General features: G+C 63.5%; 37 protein-coding genes. All 37 read left to right on the top strand.

The window, feature by feature from the left end:
- Positions 1 to 14 precede the first annotated feature (14 nt).
- The 37 genes from BLV31_RS20290 (at position 15) to BLV31_RS20125 (ending at position 24,062) form a co-directional block, all read left to right on the top strand.
- On the top strand, positions 15 to 194 hold the full coding sequence (locus BLV31_RS20290; RefSeq protein ID WP_064061946.1) for a hypothetical protein: 180 nt from the start codon (positions 15 to 17) through the stop codon (positions 192 to 194).
- A 132-nt stretch (positions 195 to 326) separates the two neighbouring features.
- Positions 327 to 830 (top strand): hypothetical protein, encoded by a 504-nt coding sequence (locus tag BLV31_RS20285; protein ID WP_064061947.1) that lies wholly within the window; start codon positions 327 to 329, stop codon positions 828 to 830.
- The gene (locus BLV31_RS20280) at positions 827 to 1,384 is read left to right on the top strand and encodes a hypothetical protein (protein ID WP_064061948.1); all 558 of its coding nucleotides are present in this window, start codon (positions 827 to 829) and stop codon (positions 1,382 to 1,384) included. Before BLV31_RS20285 ends, BLV31_RS20280 begins: the two co-directional genes overlap by 4 nt.
- Positions 1,381 to 1,725 carry a hypothetical protein gene (locus tag BLV31_RS20275; protein WP_064061949.1) on the top strand — a complete coding sequence of 115 codons (345 nt, stop codon included), beginning with the start codon at positions 1,381 to 1,383 and terminating at the stop codon, positions 1,723 to 1,725. Before BLV31_RS20280 ends, BLV31_RS20275 begins: the two co-directional genes overlap by 4 nt.
- The gene (locus tag BLV31_RS20270; RefSeq protein WP_064061950.1) at positions 1,712 to 2,077 is read left to right on the top strand and encodes an HNH endonuclease; all 366 of its coding nucleotides are present in this window, start codon (positions 1,712 to 1,714) and stop codon (positions 2,075 to 2,077) included. Before BLV31_RS20275 ends, BLV31_RS20270 begins: the two co-directional genes overlap by 14 nt.
- A gap of 145 nt (positions 2,078 to 2,222) precedes the next feature.
- Complete coding sequence (locus BLV31_RS24805; protein WP_139192984.1) at positions 2,223 to 3,059, top strand: hypothetical protein; 837 nt, start codon at positions 2,223 to 2,225, stop codon at positions 3,057 to 3,059.
- Positions 3,056 to 3,553 carry a hypothetical protein gene (locus BLV31_RS20255; protein ID WP_064061953.1) on the top strand — a complete coding sequence of 166 codons (498 nt, stop codon included), beginning with the start codon at positions 3,056 to 3,058 and terminating at the stop codon, positions 3,551 to 3,553. Before BLV31_RS24805 ends, BLV31_RS20255 begins: the two co-directional genes overlap by 4 nt.
- On the top strand, positions 3,550 to 3,981 hold the full coding sequence (locus BLV31_RS20250; RefSeq protein WP_254778515.1) for a hypothetical protein: 432 nt from the start codon (positions 3,550 to 3,552) through the stop codon (positions 3,979 to 3,981). Before BLV31_RS20255 ends, BLV31_RS20250 begins: the two co-directional genes overlap by 4 nt.
- On the top strand, positions 3,978 to 4,241 hold the full coding sequence (locus tag BLV31_RS26050) for an FDXHR family putative zinc-binding protein (RefSeq protein WP_072740602.1): 264 nt from the start codon (positions 3,978 to 3,980) through the stop codon (positions 4,239 to 4,241). Before BLV31_RS20250 ends, BLV31_RS26050 begins: the two co-directional genes overlap by 4 nt.
- The gene (locus tag BLV31_RS25745; protein ID WP_255312761.1) at positions 4,238 to 4,360 is read left to right on the top strand and encodes a hypothetical protein; all 123 of its coding nucleotides are present in this window, start codon (positions 4,238 to 4,240) and stop codon (positions 4,358 to 4,360) included. The genes BLV31_RS26050 and BLV31_RS25745 overlap by 4 nt, the downstream gene beginning before the upstream one ends.
- A complete protein-coding gene (locus BLV31_RS25130; protein ID WP_155738867.1) occupies positions 4,357 to 4,509 on the top strand; it encodes a hypothetical protein in 153 nt (50 codons plus the stop codon). Before BLV31_RS25745 ends, BLV31_RS25130 begins: the two co-directional genes overlap by 4 nt.
- A 241-nt stretch (positions 4,510 to 4,750) precedes the next feature.
- Positions 4,751 to 4,957: a hypothetical protein gene (locus tag BLV31_RS20240; RefSeq protein WP_064061888.1), complete on the top strand. Its 207-nt coding sequence runs from the start codon at positions 4,751 to 4,753 to the stop codon at positions 4,955 to 4,957.
- Positions 4,954 to 5,358 carry a hypothetical protein gene (locus BLV31_RS20235; RefSeq protein WP_064061887.1) on the top strand — a complete coding sequence of 135 codons (405 nt, stop codon included), beginning with the start codon at positions 4,954 to 4,956 and terminating at the stop codon, positions 5,356 to 5,358. The genes BLV31_RS20240 and BLV31_RS20235 overlap by 4 nt, the downstream gene beginning before the upstream one ends.
- Complete coding sequence (locus BLV31_RS20230) at positions 5,355 to 5,693, top strand: hypothetical protein (RefSeq protein ID WP_064061886.1); 339 nt, start codon at positions 5,355 to 5,357, stop codon at positions 5,691 to 5,693. The genes BLV31_RS20235 and BLV31_RS20230 overlap by 4 nt, the downstream gene beginning before the upstream one ends.
- Positions 5,690 to 5,917, top strand: a complete 228-nt coding sequence (locus tag BLV31_RS25250) for a DUF1508 domain-containing protein (protein WP_064061885.1) — start codon at positions 5,690 to 5,692, stop codon at positions 5,915 to 5,917. The genes BLV31_RS20230 and BLV31_RS25250 overlap by 4 nt, the downstream gene beginning before the upstream one ends.
- On the top strand, positions 5,914 to 6,549 hold the full coding sequence (locus BLV31_RS20220) for a hypothetical protein (RefSeq protein ID WP_064061884.1): 636 nt from the start codon (positions 5,914 to 5,916) through the stop codon (positions 6,547 to 6,549). Before BLV31_RS25250 ends, BLV31_RS20220 begins: the two co-directional genes overlap by 4 nt.
- The gene (locus BLV31_RS24795; protein WP_064061883.1) at positions 6,546 to 6,950 is read left to right on the top strand and encodes a hypothetical protein; all 405 of its coding nucleotides are present in this window, start codon (positions 6,546 to 6,548) and stop codon (positions 6,948 to 6,950) included. Before BLV31_RS20220 ends, BLV31_RS24795 begins: the two co-directional genes overlap by 4 nt.
- A gap of 160 nt (positions 6,951 to 7,110) precedes the next feature.
- Entirely contained in the window at positions 7,111 to 7,272 is a 162-nt protein-coding gene (locus tag BLV31_RS25125) for a hypothetical protein (protein WP_155738866.1), read from the top strand.
- Positions 7,273 to 7,349: 77 nt separating this feature from the next.
- The gene (locus tag BLV31_RS25950; protein WP_081263528.1) at positions 7,350 to 7,625 is read left to right on the top strand and encodes an HNH endonuclease; all 276 of its coding nucleotides are present in this window, start codon (positions 7,350 to 7,352) and stop codon (positions 7,623 to 7,625) included.
- A 74-nt stretch (positions 7,626 to 7,699) separates the two neighbouring features.
- The gene (locus BLV31_RS25945) at positions 7,700 to 8,446 is read left to right on the top strand and encodes an HNH endonuclease (protein ID WP_081263525.1); all 747 of its coding nucleotides are present in this window, start codon (positions 7,700 to 7,702) and stop codon (positions 8,444 to 8,446) included.
- A gap of 100 nt (positions 8,447 to 8,546) precedes the next feature.
- Complete coding sequence (locus BLV31_RS20200; RefSeq protein WP_064061881.1) at positions 8,547 to 8,990, top strand: phage terminase small subunit; 444 nt, start codon at positions 8,547 to 8,549, stop codon at positions 8,988 to 8,990.
- A complete protein-coding gene (locus BLV31_RS20195) occupies positions 8,968 to 10,722 on the top strand; it encodes a terminase (protein WP_081263524.1) in 1,755 nt (584 codons plus the stop codon). Before BLV31_RS20200 ends, BLV31_RS20195 begins: the two co-directional genes overlap by 23 nt.
- Positions 10,719 to 12,146: a phage portal protein gene (locus BLV31_RS20190; RefSeq protein WP_064061879.1), complete on the top strand. Its 1,428-nt coding sequence runs from the start codon at positions 10,719 to 10,721 to the stop codon at positions 12,144 to 12,146. The genes BLV31_RS20195 and BLV31_RS20190 overlap by 4 nt, the downstream gene beginning before the upstream one ends.
- Positions 12,130 to 12,951: a VG15 protein gene (locus BLV31_RS25115; protein WP_162273080.1), complete on the top strand. Its 822-nt coding sequence runs from the start codon at positions 12,130 to 12,132 to the stop codon at positions 12,949 to 12,951. Before BLV31_RS20190 ends, BLV31_RS25115 begins: the two co-directional genes overlap by 17 nt.
- Positions 12,952 to 13,038: 87 nt before the next feature.
- Positions 13,039 to 13,509, top strand: a complete 471-nt coding sequence (locus tag BLV31_RS20180) for a hypothetical protein (RefSeq protein WP_064061877.1) — start codon at positions 13,039 to 13,041, stop codon at positions 13,507 to 13,509.
- 11 nt (positions 13,510 to 13,520) lie between these two features.
- Positions 13,521 to 14,477 (top strand): phage major capsid protein, encoded by a 957-nt coding sequence (locus tag BLV31_RS20175; protein ID WP_064061876.1) that lies wholly within the window; start codon positions 13,521 to 13,523, stop codon positions 14,475 to 14,477.
- A 15-nt stretch (positions 14,478 to 14,492) separates the two neighbouring features.
- The gene (locus BLV31_RS25110; protein ID WP_155738865.1) at positions 14,493 to 14,648 is read left to right on the top strand and encodes a hypothetical protein; all 156 of its coding nucleotides are present in this window, start codon (positions 14,493 to 14,495) and stop codon (positions 14,646 to 14,648) included.
- 3 nt (positions 14,649 to 14,651) lie between these two features.
- Positions 14,652 to 15,086 carry a hypothetical protein gene (locus BLV31_RS20170; protein ID WP_064061875.1) on the top strand — a complete coding sequence of 145 codons (435 nt, stop codon included), beginning with the start codon at positions 14,652 to 14,654 and terminating at the stop codon, positions 15,084 to 15,086.
- Positions 15,083 to 15,421 carry a hypothetical protein gene (locus BLV31_RS20165; RefSeq protein WP_064061874.1) on the top strand — a complete coding sequence of 113 codons (339 nt, stop codon included), beginning with the start codon at positions 15,083 to 15,085 and terminating at the stop codon, positions 15,419 to 15,421. The genes BLV31_RS20170 and BLV31_RS20165 overlap by 4 nt, the downstream gene beginning before the upstream one ends.
- Positions 15,421 to 15,594: a hypothetical protein gene (locus BLV31_RS25105; protein ID WP_155738864.1), complete on the top strand. Its 174-nt coding sequence runs from the start codon at positions 15,421 to 15,423 to the stop codon at positions 15,592 to 15,594. The genes BLV31_RS20165 and BLV31_RS25105 overlap by 1 nt, the downstream gene beginning before the upstream one ends.
- A 253-nt stretch (positions 15,595 to 15,847) precedes the next feature.
- Positions 15,848 to 16,234 (top strand): hypothetical protein, encoded by a 387-nt coding sequence (locus BLV31_RS20155; protein ID WP_064061872.1) that lies wholly within the window; start codon positions 15,848 to 15,850, stop codon positions 16,232 to 16,234.
- Positions 16,235 to 16,290: 56 nt separating this feature from the next.
- The gene (locus BLV31_RS20150; RefSeq protein WP_064061871.1) at positions 16,291 to 16,893 is read left to right on the top strand and encodes a hypothetical protein; all 603 of its coding nucleotides are present in this window, start codon (positions 16,291 to 16,293) and stop codon (positions 16,891 to 16,893) included.
- Between the two features lie 114 nt (positions 16,894 to 17,007).
- Positions 17,008 to 17,343, top strand: a complete 336-nt coding sequence (locus tag BLV31_RS20145; RefSeq protein ID WP_064061870.1) for a hypothetical protein — start codon at positions 17,008 to 17,010, stop codon at positions 17,341 to 17,343.
- Between the two features lie 98 nt (positions 17,344 to 17,441).
- Entirely contained in the window at positions 17,442 to 17,732 is a 291-nt protein-coding gene (locus BLV31_RS20140; protein ID WP_139192982.1) for a hypothetical protein, read from the top strand.
- A gap of 18 nt (positions 17,733 to 17,750) precedes the next feature.
- A complete protein-coding gene (locus tag BLV31_RS20135; protein ID WP_139192981.1) occupies positions 17,751 to 18,125 on the top strand; it encodes a hypothetical protein in 375 nt (124 codons plus the stop codon).
- Positions 18,126 to 18,222: 97 nt separating this feature from the next.
- Complete coding sequence (locus BLV31_RS20130) at positions 18,223 to 23,118, top strand: tape measure protein (protein WP_064061867.1); 4,896 nt, start codon at positions 18,223 to 18,225, stop codon at positions 23,116 to 23,118.
- Positions 23,119 to 23,129: 11 nt separating this feature from the next.
- On the top strand, positions 23,130 to 24,062 hold the full coding sequence (locus BLV31_RS20125; protein ID WP_139192980.1) for a hypothetical protein: 933 nt from the start codon (positions 23,130 to 23,132) through the stop codon (positions 24,060 to 24,062).
- Positions 24,063 to 24,077: the final 15 nt, after the last annotated feature.

Below are 24,077 nucleotides of genomic sequence, written 5' to 3'. Positions count from 1 at the left end.
GCGAGGAGCGGGACATGAACAAGTTTCACGATGGTCACAACGTGGGGACGGTGGATACGGATCCATGGGATGGGCGGGTGATCCTCGAGTGGTCGTATGACGAGGTGTTGCAGACGCGGGTGTCGTGGTCGCCGGATGCTGCGGAGTTGTATGCGAAGGCTGTGTTGGCTGCGGTTGCGGAGGTGCGGCGATGAACCTGTGGCAGTGCAATGCGTGCAATGCGATCCGTCAGGCCCCGTGCGGGCGTGTGTGTCTTCCCGCTGATCATTACGACCCCCGCGATGCGCGTGAAACCGCGGCGGTCCTGGACTTCGAGGACGGTTTCCATGAGTGATGTCGAGCAGATCGTGAAAGATCTCGCCGCGATCACCGCGGTGAAGAAGATTCTCGCGGACGCCGAGAAGGAGCGGAAGGCGGCGCTGCAGGAGCAGTTGTCTCGCGGCACTGTGTACGCCTTCGCCGGTGAGCAGGAACTTGGGTATGCGTCGGTGCCGAAGCCTTCGAAGCAAAAGCCGAGCATCGATGTCGTCAATGAGGCGGAGTTGTTCGCCTGGATGGTCGATCAGTTCGGCGACGAGGTCATCGAGACCAAGGTGCGGCTGACCGAGCAGGGGTTGCGGTCACTTTTTTCGCACGTTGAATCGGCGATTGCTCTCGCGGAACCGTTCGAGCCGACGCTCCCCCCTGGCGTAGAAGTGACCACACCGGAGCCTCGTCCTGCGACCCCGCGGTTCGTGCCGGCGAAGAACGTCGTCGAGCTGGTGCGCGGCATGGCTCAGCGTGGCGAGTTCTCGTTCACGTCCCTCCTCGAGATCAAGGAGCGACCATGAGCCAGAAGTTCGCCACCGATTACATCGACGTCGCTACCCGCATAGTGGAGTTCCGAGAGAAGTACCCCGACGGGTCGCTGCAGCCCGCTGTGATCGAGAAGCCGTACAGCATTGAGGAGATCGGCGGCCAGACGTACATCGTCGTGGTGGCAGCCGCGTACCGCAACGCTGAGGACACCCGTCCGGGCATCGGCATGGCGTACGAACTGTTCCCCGGCAAGACGCCGTACACCCGCGGTTCCGAACTGCAGAACGCCGAGACTTCAGCGTGGGGTCGTGCAATCGTCGCGGCCTTGGCTGCTGACACGAAAAAGGGCATCGCGTCGGCTGAGGAGGTGCGGAACCGCCAGGCGGAACGTGAGGTCACGTCGAAGCCGGAGTCGCCGGCGGACAAGGCTCGCGCCACCCTGCTGGAGACTCTTCGGTTCAAGCAGATTGCCCCTGCTGAGGCTGCCGAGATGTTCGTCGAGCAGAACCCTGGTGACACTCTGCGGGGCACGTCGAATGTGGCGGCGATCCAGAAGCTCATCGACCACTACCGGAGCCAGTCATGAACCCGGTAGCGATCGAAGAAGCCATCCGCGACTGCGCGAACCGTATCGCCAAAGGCGTGACGGTGTGCTCGAACCGGTACTCCGAGTTCCTCGACGCCGACCGCGCATACGACCAGGCGTTCGCCCGTGCCTACATCGAAGCGGATGGGGCTGCGCATGAGCGGAAGTACATCGCTGAGTTGGCGACGGCTGATGAGCGTGCGAACCGGGATCTCGCGGATGCCGCGTACAAGTATGCGGATCGCACCGCGAAAGCGCTTGAGGCTGAGTTGAGGGCGTTGCAGTCGGTGGGTGCTTCGGTTCGCGGCATGTATCAGGTGGCTGGTCGTGGCGAGTCGTAAGACGGGTCCCTCGTCGGCGCAGGCGGATCTTGTGTCCGCCCGCGCCGGCGGGGTGTGCGAAGCCATGTTCGTTGAGGACTGCAACGGCCGTACCGAGCAGATGCATCACCGGCGGGCCCGGGGCATGGGCGGCAGCCGCAAACAGGACACGAATTCGCCGGCGAACCTTCTGTACATCTGCGCACCGTGCCACATCGCCATCGAATCGTTGCGGGCGGTCGCTCGTGCCAGAGGTTTGCTGATTTCCCAGCACAACACGGACCCGGTGTCGCATGTCGGGGTGTGGCGCCGCGGGGAATTGGTGCTGTTGGACGACTTTGGCGGCATCACGTGGCAGGGGGTGCCGTTTTGATGGTCTCGTGCCCGGTGTGCAAGCGGTTGGCTCCGGTGGGTGAGGAGTCGGGTCGGGTGTTTCGGCATCGCGACGGCATCAACAACGTGTGCGTCATGACAGGCCGGCGCTACCCAATCGAGAACGTCAGGAAGGAGGTGGCGTAGTGCCACGCATCCGCACGGTGAAGCCAGAGTTCTTCCGATCGCCGTCGACAGCGAAAGCATCGTTCCCTGCCCGGATCCTGTTCGAGGCGATGTGGTGCTGGGCTGACGATTTCGGGATCGGCGAGACGAATCTGTACGGTCTGCTCGGTTTCGCGTTCTGTGATGAAGATCAGATCACTGTCTCTGAACTTCAGAGTCTTCTCTCTGAAGTTCATTACGCCTACGACGTGACGTTCTACGAGGTCGATGGACGGCAGTTTTTCGCCATTCCGACGTGGGATAACCATCAGAAGACGCAGCGGCGTGCTGGTCGGCGGAACCCGAACCCGGATCATCCGAATGCCCGTCCTGACCTGCGTTTTCAGGGAAGTAAGGAAAAGCGAGGAACTTCAGAGTCAACGCAAGGAAGTTCAGAGCGTACGCAAGGAAATTCATTCCCTGGAACAGGGGAACAGGGGAACAGGGGAACAGGGGAACAGAAACGTGCGTCGGCTTCGCCGAGCGCATCGAAGTCCCCGGAGCAGATCGCTACGACCAACGCGTACGAGCGAGTCGGCAAAGCACTCAACTACGTGGCTGTCCTCAAGATCGCCAAGTGGGCCATCCACGACCGCGGCGAAAGCAGCGAAACCGTAGAGGACGCCATCGTCGCCCTCTACGAGATGGGCAAGCCCATCACCAAGCAGCTCCTCGGCCAATACCTCGACGGCCATCTCCCACGACCAGGGCTCCGACCACTCGAGGGCGGCATGTCTCGAGCTGACCAGAAAGTCCAAGGCTGGCTCGACATGGGCGCCCGACTCACCTCTCAGAACGAACCGAAGGGAATCGCATGATCACCGACCGCGACATCGCGACCGCCACCAAAGTCCTCGCGAAGTGCTCCGCGAACGACCCGTGGTTCCCGAACGGTGGCGAGGCCACGATCATGGCGTGGGCTGAATGCTTCGCCGAATCCGGCCTCTCCGAAGAAGACTTGCTTGCCGGTGTGGCTCGGGCGTATCGGATGGCTGAGGACGGGTTCCGTCCGTTGCCGGCCGCGATCGTCAAGCACGCCCGTGCCGCGTATTTCGAGCAGTTGCAGTCGTTGCCGGAGGAACGCCGTCAGGTGATGGAGGAGGCGAATCACATCCTGCAGGACATGGGGATCGCCCCGCCTGATGCGCACAGGTTCGCTCGTCGGGTGGCGTTGGGTCGTTCGACGCCGTTCCGGTTGACGGATGAGCAGGACGCCGAGTTCCGGCAGCGGCTCGCGCAGCGGCAGGCACTGCAGGCGGATCCGCGGAAGGCGATCGTCGGCAGCTCGTGGTTCAAGGGGGCCGCGAAGTGACTCGTTCTCGTGCATCCGCTAAGGCCGCCGGCGCCCGCTTCGAACGCCTCATCGCAGACGGTCTCGCCGAGGCTCTCGACGATGACCGCATCGACCGGCGCGTCAAGACCGGCGCGAAGGACCGCGGTGACATCGGAGGCGTCCGCATCGGCCACCACAGGCTCGCAATCGAATGCAAGGACACTGCCACCCAGAAACTCCCCGAATGGACCCGTGAAGCCCAATTAGAGGCCCGCAACGACGGCGCCCTGATCGGCGTCGTCATCGCGAAACGACGAGGAACCACCGATCCCATGTCCCAGTGGGTGCATCTCACTGTCGGTGATCTCGTCCGGTTGATCCGAGCATTCCAAGTCCCCGAACCCACCCACCCGCCGTACACGCCCGGTGATCTCGCGCCCGCCCGCTACAAGGAGACCCAGCCATGACGATCTGCTCCACATGCCAGTCCGAATGGGGCGGCGCGAACACCTGCCACTGCTCCGGATGCCACACCACCTTCACAGGAATCACCGCATTCGATGCACACCGCCGTGGAGGGCAGTGCATTCCCGCTGAATCAGCCGGTCTCACGCTCACAAAAAGGGCGTACCCCTGCTACGGGTACCCCTCGGACGATTCGGGCGCCTGGTGGGCCGACAGTGCCGAAACCGAAGGCGGACAACTCACGATCGGAACCCGGCCATGAAGACCGTTGTCACCATCGCGGGTGTCACCACCCTCTGCACCGCAGGCTGGCTCACATTGGCCGCCATCGTGTGCGACATGGCCGGCACCGCCCTCATCCACCTCGGAGAAGACGAATGAGCGAGCTCGAGTTCAAGCCCGGAACCATCCGCCGCATCGACTGGATCATCGACGGCTACGTGTACGGCGAATACGACCTGTTCGAGTGCGGGGCGCGTATTGGACGCACGCTCACGGCAAACGTCAAGTCGATCGGAGGGGACGAATGAGCAAGTATGCGATCCGCATCTGTGGCGGCGACTACGGCTTACTCGACCGTCGCGATCCCTGCGCGAGCACCCTGCACAACTGGCCTCTACCGGCCGGGTACGTCGATGCCGCCGAAATGGCTGCATCCCGCCTCGCACACGGTTGGGGAAACCCGAAGTGCCCTGACTGTGGCCTATACGGGTGGACACCCGGCCAATTTAAAGGCACCGCGGCGGAATCGGTGGAAGTGAAGGTGAGGCCATGAGCACGGAACGTTTGGAGTCGGGTCTCGCTGTGACCGTCCGGCAGATCGACGAACTCACCGCCACCATCGGACGAGTGCGTGCAGTCGTTGACCAACTCCACGTCGAACGCGATGTCTATGTCCGGCTCGGGCAGCACGGCATTGCCCAACTCCTCGGCACGTACGCATCGATGTTCGACAAGGCGATAGGAGACAAGCCATGACCGCGCCCCGTGACCTCGCCGACGCCCAAGCCCGCCTCGACGCCACCGAAGCCGCCCTCGCCGGACTGGTCCACGAAAACAACGAACTGCGCGCCGAAGTCCGCCAACTCGCCGACGAAAACGAGTTCCTTGACAGCGCGCTTGAGATGAACATCATGCACGCCGAGAAGTGGCAGCAACGGGCACTCGAAGCCGAGTCCTCACTCGCCGAACGCAACGACAGCTACGACCACCTCGCACGCAACTACCGACAACTCCGCGCCGACATCAACCGCATGATCGCCAGCCACAAAATGGCCGCCGAATACTCGGACAACGAGGCGCTGAGACGCGCCTACGGGCGCATTGCAGGGGAGTTGGCTCACGCCCTCGAACGGCCACTCGAAGGAGACAAGCCATGACCGCGTACTGCCCGAACAAACTCCCCGGCAACGCACACACCTGCCTGTGCACCGCCCTCGCACACCACCCCGGCGGCCACCTGTGCGCCTGCGGACACACCTGGGGCGACCCCTGGCACACCATGACCTACGACCAGCAACGCGCATGGCTCGGACTACCCACACCCGAACCAATCCCCACCTACATGGACGTCGCCCGCGCCATCAGCGCAGCCGTCACCCTCCTCGGAGACCTGTGCAGCGTCGAAATCAGACCCGGCGAATGGGACTTCACCGAAATGGGCCGCAAAGCGGTCGACGGATTTCTCAAGCAGATCGAGCAGGAGGCGTCATGACCCACACCCTCGAGCTCTACCGCGCGAAGGACGGTTGGCGGTGGCGACGACGCGCCAACAACCACAAGATCGTGTCAGACAGCGGTGAAGCCTACGTCGACCGCCGAGACGCCATCCACGGAATGCACCTTGCGAACGGTGACTGGCGCGACTGCCGACTCATCGACGACGCCGACAACCTCACACTCACCGACGCCGACATCGACGACGAGGAACGACCATGACCGACCGGGACGGCTACTACCTCCCACGCCACGACCAGGACAAGCTCATCGAACTCCTCGACCAAATCCCCGACCTCATCGAAGACCTCACTATCGCGATTTCGCGCCAAGACCGCATCGCCGGCGGCGGCCCCCGCACCCGCAACGGATCCGACGAACAACCCATCCCCATCGGCCTCCACGCCATGGAAGCCGCCGACCTCCTCCACCACACGCTCACTGCCTGGACCAACCACGTCTGCGAACAACGCAACTACCCGCGACCACGCAACGACACACTCACCCTCGCCGCCTGGCTCAAACGATGGATCATCGCCCTCGCCCTCACCGAAGGCAGCGAAGAAGCACCCCACGACATCCGCCTCGCCGTACGCCAAGCACGACAAGCCGTAGACCGCCCACGCGAAAAACACATCGAACGACCACCAGACGAATCACTCGACGCCGTAGGACTCACCAAGGACGAACTCCGAGAAGCCATCTACGCCCGCACCGGTCAACGCATCCCCCGCAAACACATCGACAACTGGATCAGACGAGAACACATCACCACCATCGAACCCGGCTACTACTCGCTACCCTCAGCACTCGACTACCTCGCACGGCGAGACCAGGAGAAAATGAGCGCATGAACGCCATCGAACAAGGTGCCCGCGCCCGCGTATGGGACCACGACTTCAACCTCATCGGCGAAGTCCAACCCAGTGCGATACAAGACGAAGAGGGAGTCATCACCCTCGACAGGAATGACCCCATCGCCAAAGCGCTTACCTCGAAAACCGCAGCACCGAAGTGGCTGACCGTCGACAGCCGAAGCGGGCGATGGACCGGAAGGCTTCGGTTCACCGAGCGCACCACCCGCAACCCGAATGTCACCTTCACATTTGAGCCGCTGCCTCCCGACGAATATGGTCGGCAATGGTCCCAGTGCGCACAGTGCGGTGACGTCATCTACGACGGAATCTGGATACCCGAATCAGATCTCAACGATCTCGTTCGAATCCACAACACGCATTGCGGCACAACCACGTGACCAGCAGTGAGCCAAGCGTGTGATACGCTTCGCGCGAAGCCGAGTGTGACCGACAAGGTCCCTCGGCTTTCGTCGTCGAGAGGGGACACCCGATGATGCTCCGACCCTGGATCCACACACTCCTCACCACCCTCGCCATCCTCGGCATCAGGTACACACGATGAGCATCACCGAACTCCACAATCGATTCGCTGACCTCAACGCACGACTCAGACGCGCACGATTCGACAACGATGACGAAGCAATCACCGTCATCGAAGCGGAGATGAATCGCATCCTCGACCTGTACAACGCAAGTCGTCCACCCTCGCAGCAGCCATAGGCGCTCGGGTGGCCGCGGCCCCGCGCTGATCCAAGGGTGGTGACAGCGCGGGGCCACCAACCATCAAAGGGGTGACGATGAGCCGAGCATGGGCCGGCGGATCAACCCGCCAATGGCGCAACCAACGCCAACGAGCACTCAAGCGAGACAACCACCGATGCGTCCAATGCGGAGCATCAGCAGAAGAAGTCGACCACATCCTCAGCAAGCAAGAGGGTGGCACAGACGAACTACACAACCTGCGTTCCCTGTGCAGACAGTGCCACATCCCGTACACCCGCCAACAATCGGCAGTAGGCCAGGCAAGGCGTAGCCCTAAGAGGCTACCTCCCTGTCACCCCGGCCTGATATGAAGATCAGACAAGAAGGCCCGACGAGTGTTGGAGCACTCGCCGGGCTGATGCCAACCTGATGGAAGCAGGCTGACATGCCCAGTCTTACATGCCAGACCGACGGATGTGAACGCCCCATCCTCGGCCGCAAACTCTGCGCAACCCACTACAGCAAGTGGTACCGAACGCAGCGGAAGTACACCATCGTGTGCCTCGGATGTGGAGAGACCGTGAAGGTCCCCCGAAACACCTCCACCACATGCTCCCGGGAATGTGCTGCGACAGTAGCCAACGCCGCATCCCAATTGGCGCAAGCGAGCAATGGAACCACCACGAGACTGACCCAATGCGAATGGTGTTGGGAACTGTTCGCAGCTACCTCGATCAAGAAATTCTGCAGCGATACGTGCGCCAACAATTCGGCGACCGAGCGCGCAAGACTTCAACGCTCACCCCTGCGAGCGGCCATAGAAGATGGAGACCACGACACTGCCATAGCCCTCATCGGAGCCAGGGCAGACCGAACCGAACGGGGGTGCTGGGAGTGGCCTAAGGTACGAGACGGGTACCCCTATATCCGAGTGGGGAAGAGGGATATCGGCCTACATCGGATGGTCCTCGAGATCAAAGAGGGGCTCCCCCTGGGGGTGCAGTCAGCGCACCACATATGTGCCAACACCAAGTGCGTCAACCCCGACCATTTACAGCCTGTGACCCACAGGGACAACACAGCTGAGATGCTGGCCCGCCGCACCTACCTCGACCGCATCGAAGAGCTTGAGGGGGCACTGATGGCCCTCGACCCCAATCACCCACTCCTCGATCGGGTAAGGGTGGCCTAAGACCCTCCCCTGGTGGGGGTTCGGCCACCGGAGGGCATAGGGACCGCCGGTCTGTAGGAGTTCCAAACCGTTCTCACCCGCGTACACGAGGAGGTGCCTCATGCCCGTGCCTGGACGGAAACCGTCGGCCGACGGCCAGAAGCGCCACCGCGGCAAGTCGGACGTTGACTGGGTCGAGGTCCCGGACGTGCCGTACGACGGTGAGCGCCCGAAGCTGCCGACTACCCGAACTGTCGTCACCCGCGACGGTCAGGAGAAGGTGCGGCTGCAGACGATGACCCGCAAGTGGTGGGACACGATCTCCCGGATGCCGCACTGCGTTATGTGGACCGACTCGGACTGGATGTTCGCGATCACCACCGCGATGGTCGCTGACGCCGCGTACTGCGGGATCGCCTCGGCCGCGGTCGAGCTCCGCAACCGCGAGAAGGTGCTGGGGACGACCGCGGACTTCCGGCGGGACCTTCGGATCCGGTATGTGCCAGTGGAGGAGAAGTCGGAGCCGGCGAAGGTGACGAACATTGATCGCTTCCGAAACCTCTGAGCTTCCGCCCGGCTACTGGCTGGATCCGGAGACCGGTGCATGGATGACGATTCCGTGGCCGGCCGATGAGGACGACAAGGCGTTCCTGATCGAGAACTCCCTCGGCCCGGATCTGATCGATTGGGCGGAGTGGCGCACGGACGAACCTGGCTTGGTCGACTATCTGACCGGAAAGCCGTGGCGGTTCACTGCGGGGCAGGCCCGGTTTCTGATTCTCTGGTACGCCTACGACCCGCAGCGGGGTCGCTGGTTGTATCGGTCGGGTGTGAAGCGTGGCGCGAAGGGAACCGGCAAGGACCCGTTCGGTGGCGCACTGTGCGACATCGAGCTCGTCGGCCGCTCACAGCTGGTGTTCGACGAGGACACCGAATCGTGGACCGGTCAGCGGCACATGCTGCCGTTGGTGCAGATCGCCTCGAACTCGGAAGCGCAGTCGAAGGACACCCTGCGGATCGCGAACGCGATGTTCAACCATGAGGCCCGCGAGTACTTCGGCATCGACTGCGGTGAGACCCGCACGATCCTGAAGGATGGTGGCCGCCTCGAGGTGCTGACGGCGTCGGAGCGCACGTCGGAGGGTGACCCGGCGACGTTCATTCTGCTGAACGAGTCGCATCACATGACGGAGTCGTCTGGTGGGCACAAGCTCGCCGCGGTGGCTCGTCGCAACGTCGGTAAGTCTCCGGCCACCTTGCAGGCCCGGATCTGTGAGATGACGAATGCTCACCAGTCGGGTGGGGATGCGGTGGCGGAGCGCACGTTCGAGGCGTGGCAGGCGCAGGTGTCGGGGCGCGCGAAGCGTCGGGACATCCTGTACGACAGCATCGAGGCGGATCCGTCGACGGATCTGTACGACGACACGGCTCGGATGCGAGCCTTGTCGCAGGCTTATGCGGACGCTCCGTGGGCGGACCTCGAGCGGTTGTCGGACGAGATCCTCGACCCTCGCACGTCGGTGGCGGATTCGATCCGTTACTACCTGAACGGTCTGGCCGCGGCGGAGGACGCCTGGATCGATCCGCGCAAGTTCGATGCGTTGGCGCGGCCGGAACTGTCACTCGCTGACGGCGATCAGATCGCGATGTTCCTGGACTGTTCGAAGTCTGAGGACGCGACTGGTCTGGTCGCGGCCCGGTTGTCGGATGGCCTGGTGGTGACGCTCGGCATGTGGCAGCGCCCGCACGGCGACCGCGGCAAAGGATGGTTGGCGCCACGGCACGAGGTCGATGCGGTGGTTCGTCAGGCGTTCGCAGCGTGGCGCGTGGTGTGGTTCGGCGTCGATCCGTCGCCGGCCCGCGACGACGAGAACGAAGCCTTGTACTGGGCGGAGACGATCGACGGTTGGCATCGGGACTTTCACCGGAAGGTGAAGGTGTGGGCCACCCCCGGCGCGCAAGGACATTCGGTGAAGTTCGATATGCGCCTGTCCGAGCGTGGCGGCAAGGAACGCAACAAGTTGTTCACCGAGCAGGCCGAATTGGTGCAACGCGCCATCGATGAGGACGGTTCGTTGATGCATGACGGGGATCCCGGGTTGCGGACGCACACCCACAACGCGAAACGGCGTCCGAATCAGTGGGGGATCACGTTGGGCAAGGAGAACCGTGATTCGAAGCGTCTGGTCGATCTGGCGGTGTGCATGGTCGGTGCCTTGTTGGGTCGCCGGTTGGCGTTGAACAGCACGAAGATCCGTTCTGGGTCTCCGGGTAGAGGGAAGGTTGTGGTGATGTGACTGCTCCTGCGCTGATCCGCAGCTCACTTCTGTCCGGTGACGAGGCGGAGCTGACGCGGTACCTGTTCGATCGCCTCGGGAAGTTCCGGGGCGAGAACGAACTGAAGGAGTCCTACTACACGGGCACCCAGTTCGTGAAGCAGCTCGGGATCGCGATCCCGCCGCAGATGCAGAACGTGCGCACCGTCTCGGGCTGGGCCGGCACCACCGTTGATGTGCTCGAGGAGCGTCTCGACTGGCAGGGCTGGATCGAAACCGACGTGGACCTCGGGCTGTCGGAGATCTACCGGGCGAACGACCTTGATGTCGACTCCGGCCCTGGGCATCTGGACGCTCTGGTGTACGGCATCGCGTTCGCGGTTGTCGGTTCCGGCGCTGAAGGGGAGCCGTCGCCGCTGGTGACGGTGGAGTCCCCGAAGGACGTGACGGGCATCTATTCGCCGCGGACCCGACTGCTGTCCTCTGCCGTCAAGCAGTGGGTGGACGAGGAAGGCCGCGTAATGGCGGCGACCTTGTACCTGCCGAATGAGACGGTGCACGTCGAACGCAAGACCGACGGCGGGGCGTGGCATGTCGTCGATCGCGATGAGCATCGGCTCGGTCGGGTTCCGGTGGCGCGGATCGTGAACCGGCCTCGTGCCGGCGCTTTGGGTGGCCGCTCGGAGATCACCGAGGCGGTCCGCTACTACACCGACAATGCGGTGCGCACGATGCTCGCGATGGAAGTCAACCGCGAGTTCTACACCTCGCCGCAGCGCTACGTGCTCGGCGCCGACGAGGACGCGTTCGTGGATCAGGCCGGGAATCCGGTCCCCGGGTGGCAGACCATCATGGGCCGTGTTCTCGGGTTGGGCCGCGACGAGAACGGTGATGTCCCGGAGGTGGGGCAGTTCCCGCAGTCGACGCAGGGCCCGTATGTGGAGTCGGTGCGGTTGATGGCGCAGCAGCTCGCTGCCGAAGCCGGTATCCCGTCCACTTACCTCGGCATTGCGACGGACCAGGCGTCCTCAGCGGATGCGATCAAGGCGCTCGAGGCGCGGCTGGTGAAGCGTGCTGAACGTCGTCAGGTGCTGTTCGGCAAGGCATGGCTCGAGGTTGCTCGCCTGTGCCTGCTGGTCCGTGACGGTGTTGTTCCTGCTGAGTTCTCGTCGGTGTCGACGAAGTGGCGGGACGCATCGACACCGACCCGGTCGGCGGCCGCAGATGAAGCGCTCAAGTACGCGTCTGCGGGCATCGTGCCGCCGGAGTCGACGGTGCTGCTGGACCGGGCGGGATTCTCTCCGACGGAGCAGCGGCAGATCGCCGCGGACCGCCGGCGCCTGAACACCCAGCTGGTGATGCAGAACTTGGCGAACGCCGCGGCGAACGTGGATTCGGAGGCGCAGCAGTTGGCGGCGAGGCGTGTCGATGCTGACACCGAATGAACGACAGAAGATCCTCGAGCAGCTGCACACCTTGGCTACGGCTGACGTGGTGCGGCTGTGGCGGGCCTCGTCCGGCGCCGACCTCGATTCGCAGGCGTTCCGTGAGCTGATCGTCCAGGCGTATCCGGAGATCGCTTCGCAGTACGCGACGATCGCTGCGGACCTGGCGACCGAGTGGTACGACGCGTCCGGACCGGAGTTGTCCTATCAGGCGACACCGGCCCCGGCTGCTCCGGTGGAGCAGTACGCGGCGAACGCGCGATTCGCGCTGACCGCGACCGGGGAGATCGCGTTGACCCACCTCACCGGCGCGGTGCAACGTGCGGTGTGGAACGGTGCCCGGGACACGATCGCCACCAACGTGGAGATCGAGGCCGGTGCACGATGGGCGCGGTATGCGTCTGCCAATGCGTGCGCGTTCTGCCGTGTCATGGCGAGTCGTGGCGCTGTGTACGCGTCCGAGGCGGCTGCGACCACGGTGGTTGGCCGCGGCAAGGAGATGTCCGCGTCCGACCGTCGCGCTCGAGCTCGCGGAGAGACCCGGGACAGCCGACGCAGGTTCATCGCCGGCGGCCGCCGCAATCGTCGACCAGACGGCCAGAGTCTCGGCGACAAGTACCACAACTCGTGCCGCTGCATCTCCGTCGAGGTGCGGCCAGGCAAGTCGTACGAGCCGCCATCCTACGTCGAACGGTGGCAGCAGGACTACATCGACGCGTCCCGGGCTGTGCAGCCCGGCGCCGGCGCAGGCGATTTGAAGGACATCCTCGCTCACATGCGTGCCAACACGAACGTGCGCCGCTAACAGACTTCCCGCACTCGCGGGGCTACGCCCACATCCAGCGGTCAATGGGTGGTTCATGCCGACGGGCTTACGGAAAGGGAACCAACGATGAGTGAAGAGCAGGACCCGACACCGACCCTCGAGGGGGACGAGTTCGAGCCGATCACCTCGCAGGAGGACTTCGAGAAGCGTCTCGGATCCAGGCTGCAGCGTGAGCGGGCGAAGTATGCGGACTACGACGACCTCAAGTCGCGGGCTGCGAAGCTCGACGAGATCGAGCAGGCCAATAAGTCCGAACTCGAGCGTGAACGTGAGCAGCGTGAAGCGCTCGCCCGGGAGAACGAGGAACTTCGGCTCGGCAAGCTGCGATCCGACATCGCAGCCGAGAAGGGTGTTCCTGCCGCGCTGCTGACCGGTTCGACGAAGGAAGAGATCGAAGCGGCAGCGGAAGCGCTCATCGAATTCCGTAACGAGGCAACCAAGCCTCGATCCCCGAAGCCGGACCCGTCGCAGGGTCGCGGTGACAACAACACCCCCAGCGGCGACTGGCTGCGTGACAGCCTCGCCCGGAAACCCTGAGAGGAACCACAATGGCCGGATACGCCAACGTCCTCGGCCGGGCCGACCTCACCGATGTGCAGGTCCCCGACCAGGTCATCAACGAAGTTCTGCAGGAAGCGCCGTCGCAGTCGGCGATCCTGCAGCGTGCCCGCACGGTCCGCATGTCGTCGAAGAAGACGAAGCAGCCCGTTCTCGCATCGCTGCCCGACGCCTACTGGGTCGACGGCGACACCGGTCTGAAGCAGACCACCAAGAGCGACTGGGACAACATCGTCATGACGGCCGAGGAACTCGCCGTCATCGTGCCGATCCCCGATGCTGTCGTCTCCGACGCCGGTGTGCCGCTGTGGGACATGGTGCGGCCGCTGCTCGTCGAGGCCATCGGCAAGAAGGTCGACCAGGCATCGATCTTCGGTGTCGACAAGCCCGCCTCGTGGCCCACTGCTCTCGTCCCCGCGGCGATCGCTGCCGGCAACGTGATCGAGGAAGGCACCAACGCCGACATCGGTGCTGACGTCGCAGCTCTCGCCGGCCTGGTCGGTGACGACGGATTCTCCGTCAACGGCTTCGCTTCCCGTCCGGGTCTGCAGTGGAAGCTCGTCGGCCTCCGCAGCGCGCAGGGCGCCAGCATCTACACTCCCGGCCAGTCCCTCGCGGTCGGCCAGCCCAGCGGCCTGTACGGGTACCCGCTGAACGAGGTCACCAACGGTGCGTGGGATTCGGACGCTGCGACTCTGATCGCCGCGGACTGGAACAAGGTGATCGTCGGTATCCGCCAGGACGTCACGTTCGACCTGTTCTCCGAGGGCGTCATCTCGGACGCCGACGGCAAGGTCGTGCTGAACCTGATGCAGCAGGACTCGAAGGCTCTGCGCGTCGTGTTCCGCGTCGGCTTCCAGGTCGCGAACCCGCTGACCCGCCTGAACCCCACCGCGGCCTCGCGCTACCCGGTCGGCGTTCTCACCCCCGCCGCTGTCACCCCGTAATCGGGAGGAGACGTCATGAAGATGATCTCTCCGCAGGGTGAGGAACTCGAGATCCCCGGCGCCGGCCGCCGATCGCTCGAAGCGCTCGGATGGTCGGTCGTGGGAGGCGAGCCAGAAGCCCCGAAGCGGCGGACGAGCACTCGGAAGAAGTCCAACGACGACGAGGAGTGATCGATGGCCGCAGTGCATTTGACACCCGACGACCTGGCACCGTTCGCTCCGGATATCGATACGGAGAAGGCTCAGGTGATGATCGAGGATGCGATCGCTACTGCGGCTGTCATCGCTCCGTGCATCCTCTCCGAGGATTTCGTGCATGAGGCCGCGGCGAAGGCGATCCTGCGAGCTGCGATTTTGCGGTGGAACGATTCGGGTAGCGGGGCAGTGACTCAGGTGTCGGCTGGTTCGTTCCAGCAGACCATCGACAACCGCAACCCGCGCAAGTCGATGTTCTGGCCTTCGGAGATCGTGGATCTGCAGAAGCTGTGCAACATCTCCCGTTCCGGGAAGGCGTTCACGGTCGATACGACACCGCCGGTGCCGTTGCAGCATCCTCTCTACGGCGCGATGGTCAACGGTCCGCAGGGTTGGGCGCCGGGGGAGACATGAGCTTCCCACTACGGTTCCCGATCGAACTGGAACGATACGACGGCGGTGGTGAGGACGAGCTCGGTAACGAAGTCGAGTACTGGGGTGCTCCCGAGGAACACATGGTGTTCGGGTGGGAGCCCCCCGTGTCGGCGGAGCCCGAGTTGGCCGGCCATGACCGGGTGATCGTGGATATGAAGCTGTACGCGCCGCGGTCGTTGAACCCGGGGCCGAAGGATCGTCTGCATCTCGATGGGCAGCGGTTCGAGGTGATCGGATATCCGCAGGATCCGAACAACAATCCGTGGTGGCAACCAGGTTTGGTGACGATCCTCCTTCGCAGAGTGGAGGGCTGATGGCGAAGCAACTTCGTGTTACCCACGCCGAAGGTGTGGACACCTTCCCTGACGAACCGGCCTTCGGGGTCGAAGAAGGTGTCCTGCTGGTGTTCTCCGATCGCCGCCAGAACGTGGTGGTGAAGGCCTACAACCGCGATGTGTGGGCGTACGCCGAATACGAGGAGGCGTGATGGCAGGTCGTTTTCAGTGGAGACCTGGTGCGCTCTACGAGATCCGGCGCCTTACCGGTGTGCAAGCCGAGGTGGAACGCCACGCATCCCGCATCGCCACCGCAGCCGGTGCGGGGTTCTCGTGGTCGTCTCGTCAGGGTGCGAAACGCCCCCAGGGTCGGTGGCGTGCCATCGTCTACCCCGACACGTGGGCAGCCCGGCGACGAAACGCCACACAGAACACCCTCGTCCGTGCTCTCGGTGGTGGTCGTTCGTGAACAACTACGGCACCATCCCCGCCGCACAACCCGTCGTCGTGGCTGCCTTGAAGGCAGGTCTGCAGCGGCATGGTGATGCGGCGACGGTGGGCACCAAGTTCCGGGAAGGCCGACATGTTCGGATCTCCCGGATCGGTGGTGACGGCACGTTCGCGACCGACACCGCAGGGTTCCTGTTCGAATGCTACGACCCCAACGAGGCCGCGGCGGAACGGCTGTCGCTGCTCGTCGAACGGGTCATGAAGGAATCACGCGCCCAGTATTTCGCCGGCGGGTTCATCACCGGCTGGCGTCGCACGAACGGGCCGGTGAACTTTCCGGATCCGGACACGTCGAATCCTCGTTTCCAGTTGACCGGCGATATCACCGTCCTCATCGACTGACAGTTCTCTACCCCCCTAGGCCCGGTGCAACGTATGCCTGAAAGGGGCAATCAATCATGGCTGTGAACGTCAACAATGCGTTCGTCGGCACCCCGCCGATCGACGGCGGTGTGTTCTTCCGAGCGCCGCAGGGCACCGATCTTCCGACCGACTCGCTCGAGGCGCTGGACCCCGCATTCGCGGACCACGGTGCGGTCGGCGAGAACGGTGTCACTGTTGCGCAGACCCGCGACAACACCGACATCAAGATGTACGGCGGCAAGACCTTCATCAACGTCCAGACGAGCTACGACGAGCAGGTCACGATCACCCTCCTCGAGGATGACAACGAGGCCGTTCTGCGGTCCGCGTTCGGTGATGCCAACGTCGAGGTCACCCCGGCGACCACGACCGCCGGCACCAAGAAGGTCATCTACCACACGGCGGATCCGTTGCCGATCTCCAGCTTCGTCATCGACTCGATCTCGGGTTCGAAGACGAAGCGGTATGTCATCGAGAACGGGCAGGTGGTGAACGTCGCGGAGATCGTCGACGTCCACAACAACGTCACTTCCCGCACGATCACGGTGAAGACCTACGCGCCGACCTCCGTGGAGCTGCGCGGCGGCAACGTGGTCGAGTACCGCGACGACGGACGGTTCGCTCCCGCGGGCCCGTAATGATCTCACCCGGAGGGGTGCGATTACCCCCTTTGCACCGGGCCGCCCCCCCGGGTGGGCCTAAAGGCCCGGTGCGCATATCTCTCATACGTTCGAACGAAAAGGCCTGGTGCAATGGCATTCCGTATCACCCCCGCTCACGACGCGTCGAAGCAGATCGAGTTCGAGATCCCGCGTGAGGACGGCACGATCCTGACCTTCAAGGTCCGCAAGCTGCATTACTTCTCCCCGGACACACAGTCCGAGTACAACGAATGGTTCGAGAAGCAGGTCAAGGCCAAGAAGGCCACCGACCGGGCCTGCACCCTCAAGCTGCTCGAGATGCTCGTCCCCGAACACTACGAGGAGCTCAGCAAACTCACGAACGGTGAGCTCGCCGAGATCTCGAAGTACTGGGAGGAGCAGTCCCGGGTGAACCTGGGGGAATCCGAGCCCTCGCAAGACTCCTAGACGATCGGGAGCTTTGCGGGGCGCTGCAGTTCGACCTCCTCGAGCGCGGGCTGTCCCTCGACGATTTGGGGGACACCCTCTCGTGGTGGGATCTGTATGTGATGCTGCGCTGGCACCGGCATGATTCGGCGGTGTCGCGGTTGAAGTTCCCGGAGACGTGGTGGCGCACCATCGAGGTGGATCTGGCTGCGTTGCAGGTTGATGCGCTGCGGGGTGGGAATTGGCAGCGTGGCGGCGGCCAGGGGCAGAAACCGGACCCGATCCTGGGGCCGTGGCCGACCGATCAGGAAGCCGTGTCGGCGGAACCGGCCAAGCCGAGGATGACCGCGACCGAGATCCGCGACGAGCTCGCCAAACGGCGTGCACTGCGCGAATCCCGTGCCGGGTGACTGTGAAACAATCCCGACATGAAACGCATGATTCCGGCATTGCTGATCGCAGTTGTCGCCCTCACAGCGTGCGGGGAAGATGAACCTGACTGGGAAACGCAGGCTCAAGCAATGTGCCTCGAAGCGGTCGCGGACAAAATGAAGGATCCGAACTCGACCGAATTCAGGAACGTGACCGTGGAATATGCAGGCGACGCGGCCACGATCAATTTCGAGAACGAGGACGGCACAACCGACGAAGACGTACAAGGCGAGTACTGGAAGGTGCTCGGCGAGGTGAACGCCAAGAACGGCTTCGGCGCAATGGTTGGATTCCGTGACTTTGAATGTGAGGCCAACAAGTACGAAGGCCGAGACATGGACACGGGCTACGTCAACGTCGCGAAACGTTGAGGTAGTGGTAAACCCAGATAACTGAATAGAAAATCACAAAGAGAACCCCGGAAGGCGAATACGCCACTGGGGTTTTCTCATGCGCGAAGGAGGCCTAATGGCGGGCACCGAACTGGGTACCGGCTACATCTCCATCGTCGCGGAAACCAACCGCATCCCCGGTCAGCTGCGACAGGCGTTCTCCGGCGCAGGCAGCGTTGGTGAGGCTGCGGGCCGCGACGCCGGTGGTCGCATGTCCGGCGCCCTCGGCAAGGCACTGAAGATCGGTGCGGGGACCGCAGCCGCGGCGATCACCGGCACTCTCGGTGTCGCGATCACCAAGGGCATCGGACGCCTCACCGCCATCGACGACGCACAGGGCAAACTGTCCGGCCTCGGCCATTCAGCGCAGTCCACCGCGAAGATCATGGACTCGGCGCTCGACTCCGTTCGAGGCACCGCCTACGGACTCGGTGACGCCGCCACAATCGCCGCTTCCGCTGTCGCCGCTGGCATCAAGCCCGGTGCAGAGTTGACGAAGTACCTGTCGATGACAGCTGATGCCGCGGCAATCGCCGGCGTTGGTTTGTCGGAGATGGGGGGTGTGCTGAACCAGGTCCAGACCGGCCAGGTCGCCTACACCGACAGCCTCAACCAGCTGTCGGACCGCGGTATCCCGATTTACCAGTGGCTCGCCGAAGAAGCCGGTGTCGCAGCCGGTGAAGTCAAGGACATGGCTTCCGAGGGCAAGATCTCCTCGGAGATGTTCTTCGCAGCGATCCAGAAGAACATCGGCGGCGCCGCACAGGAAGCCGGACAGACTGTCACCGGCGCCATGCAGAACGCGGGCGCCGCCCTGGGTCGCTTCGGTGCTGTGGTGGCAGGGCCAGTGTTCAATCGGGCCGCCGGCGGATTCGGCAGCATCACCGAAGCGATTGACGGTGCGACCGCGGCGATCACGCCGTTTGTCGACAAGTTCGATCGCTGGCTGGACTCGGACGGTATTCCGAAGGCTCAGGAATTCGGTCGCACTATCGCTGAGATGTGGGGCGAGTTCACCGGCTCCGGTCTCGTGGTGGGATCGATCACCCAGGTCAGTGCCACGTTTGGAGAGTTGCTCGATACCGGGCGTGAGTTGGCTCCAGCGATTCAGGCGATCGTCGAGTCTCTCGTGCAGGCGTCGGCCGCAGTGGGTGTGTCGACGTGGCAGGTGTTGCTGAATACGCTGGATGCTGCCGCGCAGGTCGCTGATGCGGTTCTGGTTCCGGCGCTGTCCACGCTGTCTGAGTTGATGGTCGAGAACCAGGGAGCAGTTACTGCCCTGGTGCTTGCGTTTGCCGCATTCAAGACGTTGCCGGCGTTGGGCGCTGCCGCGGCGGCAGCGTTCGCTCCGCTGCGGACGTCGCTGGCTGCGACGTCGACATCGACGGCTGGGGTTCGGGCGTCGTTCGCTGCGATGCGCGGCGATTTCCGGAATCTGTCTCCGCAGATCGGTCGTGTGGGCGCTGCGATGCGTGCGCTGGGGAACAACTCGGCGACCATCCGAAACATGCAGAACGCGTTCATCAACTCGTCGACTGCTGCAGGTGGTTTCGCCGGTGCTATCCGTGCCGGTGTGACCCCGGCTCTCGGCGGGTTGCGGGCCGCGGCGTCGGGCGTCCGGAATCTGTTCTCCGGTGGCCTCGGCATCGGGTTGGCTATCGTTGCAGCGACGCAGTTCGTCGGCGCGATGGACGACATGGAGGATTCGCAGAACGCGAACCTCGAGTCCGCGAACAAGCTCGCTGAGGCTCAGCGTGACGTCGGGAAGGCGCTGCAGGAGAGCCGCGGAGTCATCAACGAGGACGTCTTCGACGCGCTCACCCAGCAGATGGAGACCTACCGCCAGGGACTGGAGCGCACCGCGTCCGAAGCCCCAGGGTTGATGAATGACATCACCAACTGGGTCATGCCGAAGTGGGAAGACGGCATGTCGCTCGGTGAGCGGTGGGATGCCTGGTGGGGTGGCGCGAACGACGACCTGCAGGAAGCCGGCCGCGTCGCTGAAGAGACCGCTGACGCGCTTCGAAAGGTCGGTGCGTCGAACCGCGATATCGCGGATGCGATGTCCGGCTCGGATCTTGGGTGGAGCAGCTTCCTCGAAAAGATGCGTTCGGTTGGTGGCGCATCCGATGAGGCGATTGAGTCTCTCGAGCGGCAGCGTGAAGAGCTGCAGCGACAGCAGGGAGCTGCACGGGATCTCACCCCTGGCATTGGAGAGCTCGCTGACAGCTTCAAGACCCTGGCTGATTCAGCAGCTTCGGCTGATGACAAGTCGAGCGCGCTCAAGCGAACGTTGGACATCCTCGCGGGGGTGCCGCCGTCACTCGGCGACGCCATGCAGGATTACAACGAGCTCGTCCGGGACACTGCTGAGGCTACGGCTGAGGCGTGGGACCAGTCGAAGGGGTGGGCTGATGCCCTCATCGGCCAGAACGGTTCTGTCGATACGAGCACCGAGAATGGTGCGAGGCTCCGCGATTCGATCCTGGATATCAAGAACGCCACCGCTGACGTAGTTGCGTCGGGCGGCGATCTGGATGCCACGCTCGCGGCGAACGAGGACATGTTCCGTGCCCTCGCCGAATCGGCGGGCTTATCGTTCGACGAGATCATGAAGATCGCCGCGGCCGAGGGATACCTTCCGGAGGCGTTCGATATCGGCGTCCGACTCGACGGCGATGGTGCGGTCGTTGCTGGTCTCGATCTGATCAGGACTTACCTGGAGAATTTTCCGGACAAGCCGATCGAGATCGACCCGGCTGATATCGATCCGCAGGTTCTTGCCACCTTGCGGGAGATGGGCTTTGAGGTCGAGAAGCTCCAGAACGAGAACATCCGGATCTCTGCGGATAACAGTCTGGCTATCGCGGCGTTGGACGCGGTGCTCGACAAGGTTCATGAAGTGGGCGGCGAGTCCGCTGTACCGGAGATCGGCGCCGACGACACGATGTTCCGCATCGTCGACCAGAACACTCTGGACTCGCTCGGAAACATCGACCGCACACAGGTCTCCCCAGAAATCGGGGCGATCATCGACCAGTTCCTCGCAGGTGAGAGTGTCACCCTCGAGAAGCTGGCAGCACTCGACACCTCGAAGGCCAACCCCGAGGTCCTGCTGCAGATCCAGCAGGCCCTCGCGAACGCACAGGTCGTCAACGCGGCCATCGACGACGCGGCCCGGAAACGGACCGCCGAGATCGCCGTACAGTTCGCAGTCGACTACGGCGCAGCACGCAACGCCAACCCCGGCTTCGTCGGCCCACTCTCGGTCACACCCCGCGCAAACGGTGGTATCGACCGCCTCCCCGAGAATGCACGCATCGAACCGGGCCGCGGCGCCGGACTGGTGCAGTGGGCCGAAGGCGAAACCGGCGGTGAAGCGTTCATTCCGCTGGCCGAGTCAAAGCGGGCACGTTCGACGGCGATCCTCGGGGACGTCGCAGAACGGTTCGGTTATCGGCTCGAGAAGTTCGCCGACGGCGGTATCCGACGAGCATTGGATGCGGCGACCGCAGGCAACGGCATCAAGTACGTGTGGGGTGGGACCGGCCCGAACGGCTGGGATTGTTCGGGTTGGGTCGGTTACCTGCAGCAGATCCTGATGGGCGCGACCCCATCGGAGGCTGCAGGGCGACGGCTCTACACCACGTACTCGCTGCTCGGTGGATCCACAGCCGGGCTGCAGCCGGGCTCCGGTCCCGCCGGGACGGTGTTCGTTGTCGGTACGTCGGACGAGCATATGGCGGCCACGCTCAACGGTCAGCCCGTCGAGTCCGGTGGTGCACATGGCACCTCGAGGATCGGCCCGCCGGCGGTGGGGGCGTTCGACTCGCAGTTCCACAGCATCTTCCATCTGCCGAACGAAATGATCGACGGCGGCACGGAAGGTATCAGCGGTATCGGGGCGTACGCGGTCGAGCGTGAGCCGTGGACCGAGAAGGACCAACTGGATCTCGAATCGGCTCGTATCGCTGTGCAGCAGGCCAAGGAGGCACGCGACAAGACGTACGCGAACGAGAAGAAGTCCGACGCCGACAAGGCACAAGCGGATCTGAAAGTGCAGCGCGCCGAACTGAAAGTCCGCGAACTGGAGAACAAGCGGGACGGTGTCGGGGTTGCTTCGGCGATCTCCACGGAACCGGCCCCGCCTCTCACCGGCGACATGGACGAATCGGCGATCCAGCTCCGGCAGGCGGAGATCTCCGTCCTGGATGCACAGTTGGCGCGCGACAAGGTCTACAACGATCCGGACTCGACCTCGCTCGACAAGGAGAAGGCAGACCTGCAGGTGCACTCGGCGAAGAACTCGCTCGAGGAAACCAAGAAGCGCATCGCTGAGGAAGAGGAAGAACTCGCGACCGGCGGCGGCAAGGACGGATCGTCCGGCGGCGAGTTCTCACTGAAGGACCGGCTGAAGAAGTTCGGTTCGGATGTGTTCGGGATCATCGTGGACTCTGTCATCGAGCAGGCCTCACCGTTCGGTGAGTCCCGCTGGTTGTCTATCCCGTTCCCCGACTTCACGCCCCCCAAGGAGGGGGAGACCGTCAGCAAGAAGGGCGGCAAGAAGTCGAAGGACTCGGACAAGAAGCCGATCGACGAGTTGAGCATCCCGGCCAACTTCCCGGGCGCAGACGAGCAGCTCGGTTTCGATCCGGGGCAGGGCATACCGAAGTGGGTGCAGCAGCATCTGAAGAAGTTGCCGTTGAAGGTGTTCGATACGGGCGGTTGGTTGAAGCCGAACGAGATGGCAATCAACCTGTCGAACAAGCCTGAGCCGATCTTCAACAGTCCTCAGCAGTTGCTGCAGTTCGCCGGCGCCCAGTTGGACTCGTTGGTGCCGGCCGCCGGTGGTGGCAACGACTACTCGGTGCACATCTACAGCCCGCATTTCGTGAACGAGTCGAAGATGATGCGCGCTGCGCGTGACAAGCAGGAGTTGGCGCGGATGCGCAATGGAGGGAGGCCGTTCTGATGCTGTCGTCGATGACCATCAACATTCATGGGCAAGATGGCAGCTTCTGGCCGGTCCACGGTGAAGACGAGGGCGCGGAAGGTGTAGTCCTGGGACAGGGGCAGGTCAAGGGCTTGTTCCCTGTCCCGGGCCGCACCTTCTGGAAGTCCACGCAACGTCAAACCGGCGGCACCATGAAGGGCCTGTGGTACGACCCGCGGGACCTTCTGCTCGGATTCCATATTTCGGCGCAGCGAGTTCGGGGTGGGGACCAAGAGGACATCATGTCCAGGTTCCGTCAGGCTCTCGATTGGCGTGAGGATCAGTGGGATCACGATGCGTCGCTCGCGAAGATCGAAGTGATCGCACCTTCGGGTTCGCAACGCTGGCTGGATATCCAGCTGTACGAGATGGACGACTTCAATCCTGATATCGATCCGCTCGTGACGCAGCACGCGAACCGGGTGTTTCCGTTGCGGGCTGGGATGCCGTTCTACTACGAGGAACCCGAGATCACCGCGGTGGAGTTCACCACGGACGGTGTGAAGTACATCGAGGTCGAAAACCCCACCGACCAGCCGATGTTGCAGAAGTGGAACGGCACCCGCGGCAACTGGTCCCTGCCGGACTTCTCATGGGAGGGTCCGCCGTACAACCGGCGTCCCGGGGTGTCGAAGATGACGGGCCGCGACGACAGTAATCGGATGATCGCTTTGCCGGCGATCGGCACGCTCGAGGGCGGCGTGACCGTCGACTTGGACGGCCAAGAGTTGATGATCCGGGACGCGGGCAATACGAACCTGCTCGGCCGGATGCCGGTCCCGGGCAGGTTCTTCGAGTACTGCATTCCCCCGAAGACGCAACGGCAGTTGCTTCCGGTGTCGGTGACGAACGTGCCGGCCGGTGGCGCCCGCATGGAACTGATCCAGCCGCGCTGGTGGTCGGAACCGATAGGTGGCCAGTGAGATTGAGGAGGTGAC

Origin of the sequence: Rhodococcus pyridinivorans, from assembly GCF_900105195.1 — a bacterium.
GTDB classification, from domain to species: Bacteria; Actinomycetota; Actinomycetes; order Mycobacteriales; family Mycobacteriaceae; genus Rhodococcus; species Rhodococcus pyridinivorans.
Note: the sequence above shows the minus strand (reverse complement) of the source record. Positions and strands in the feature narration are given on the sequence as shown.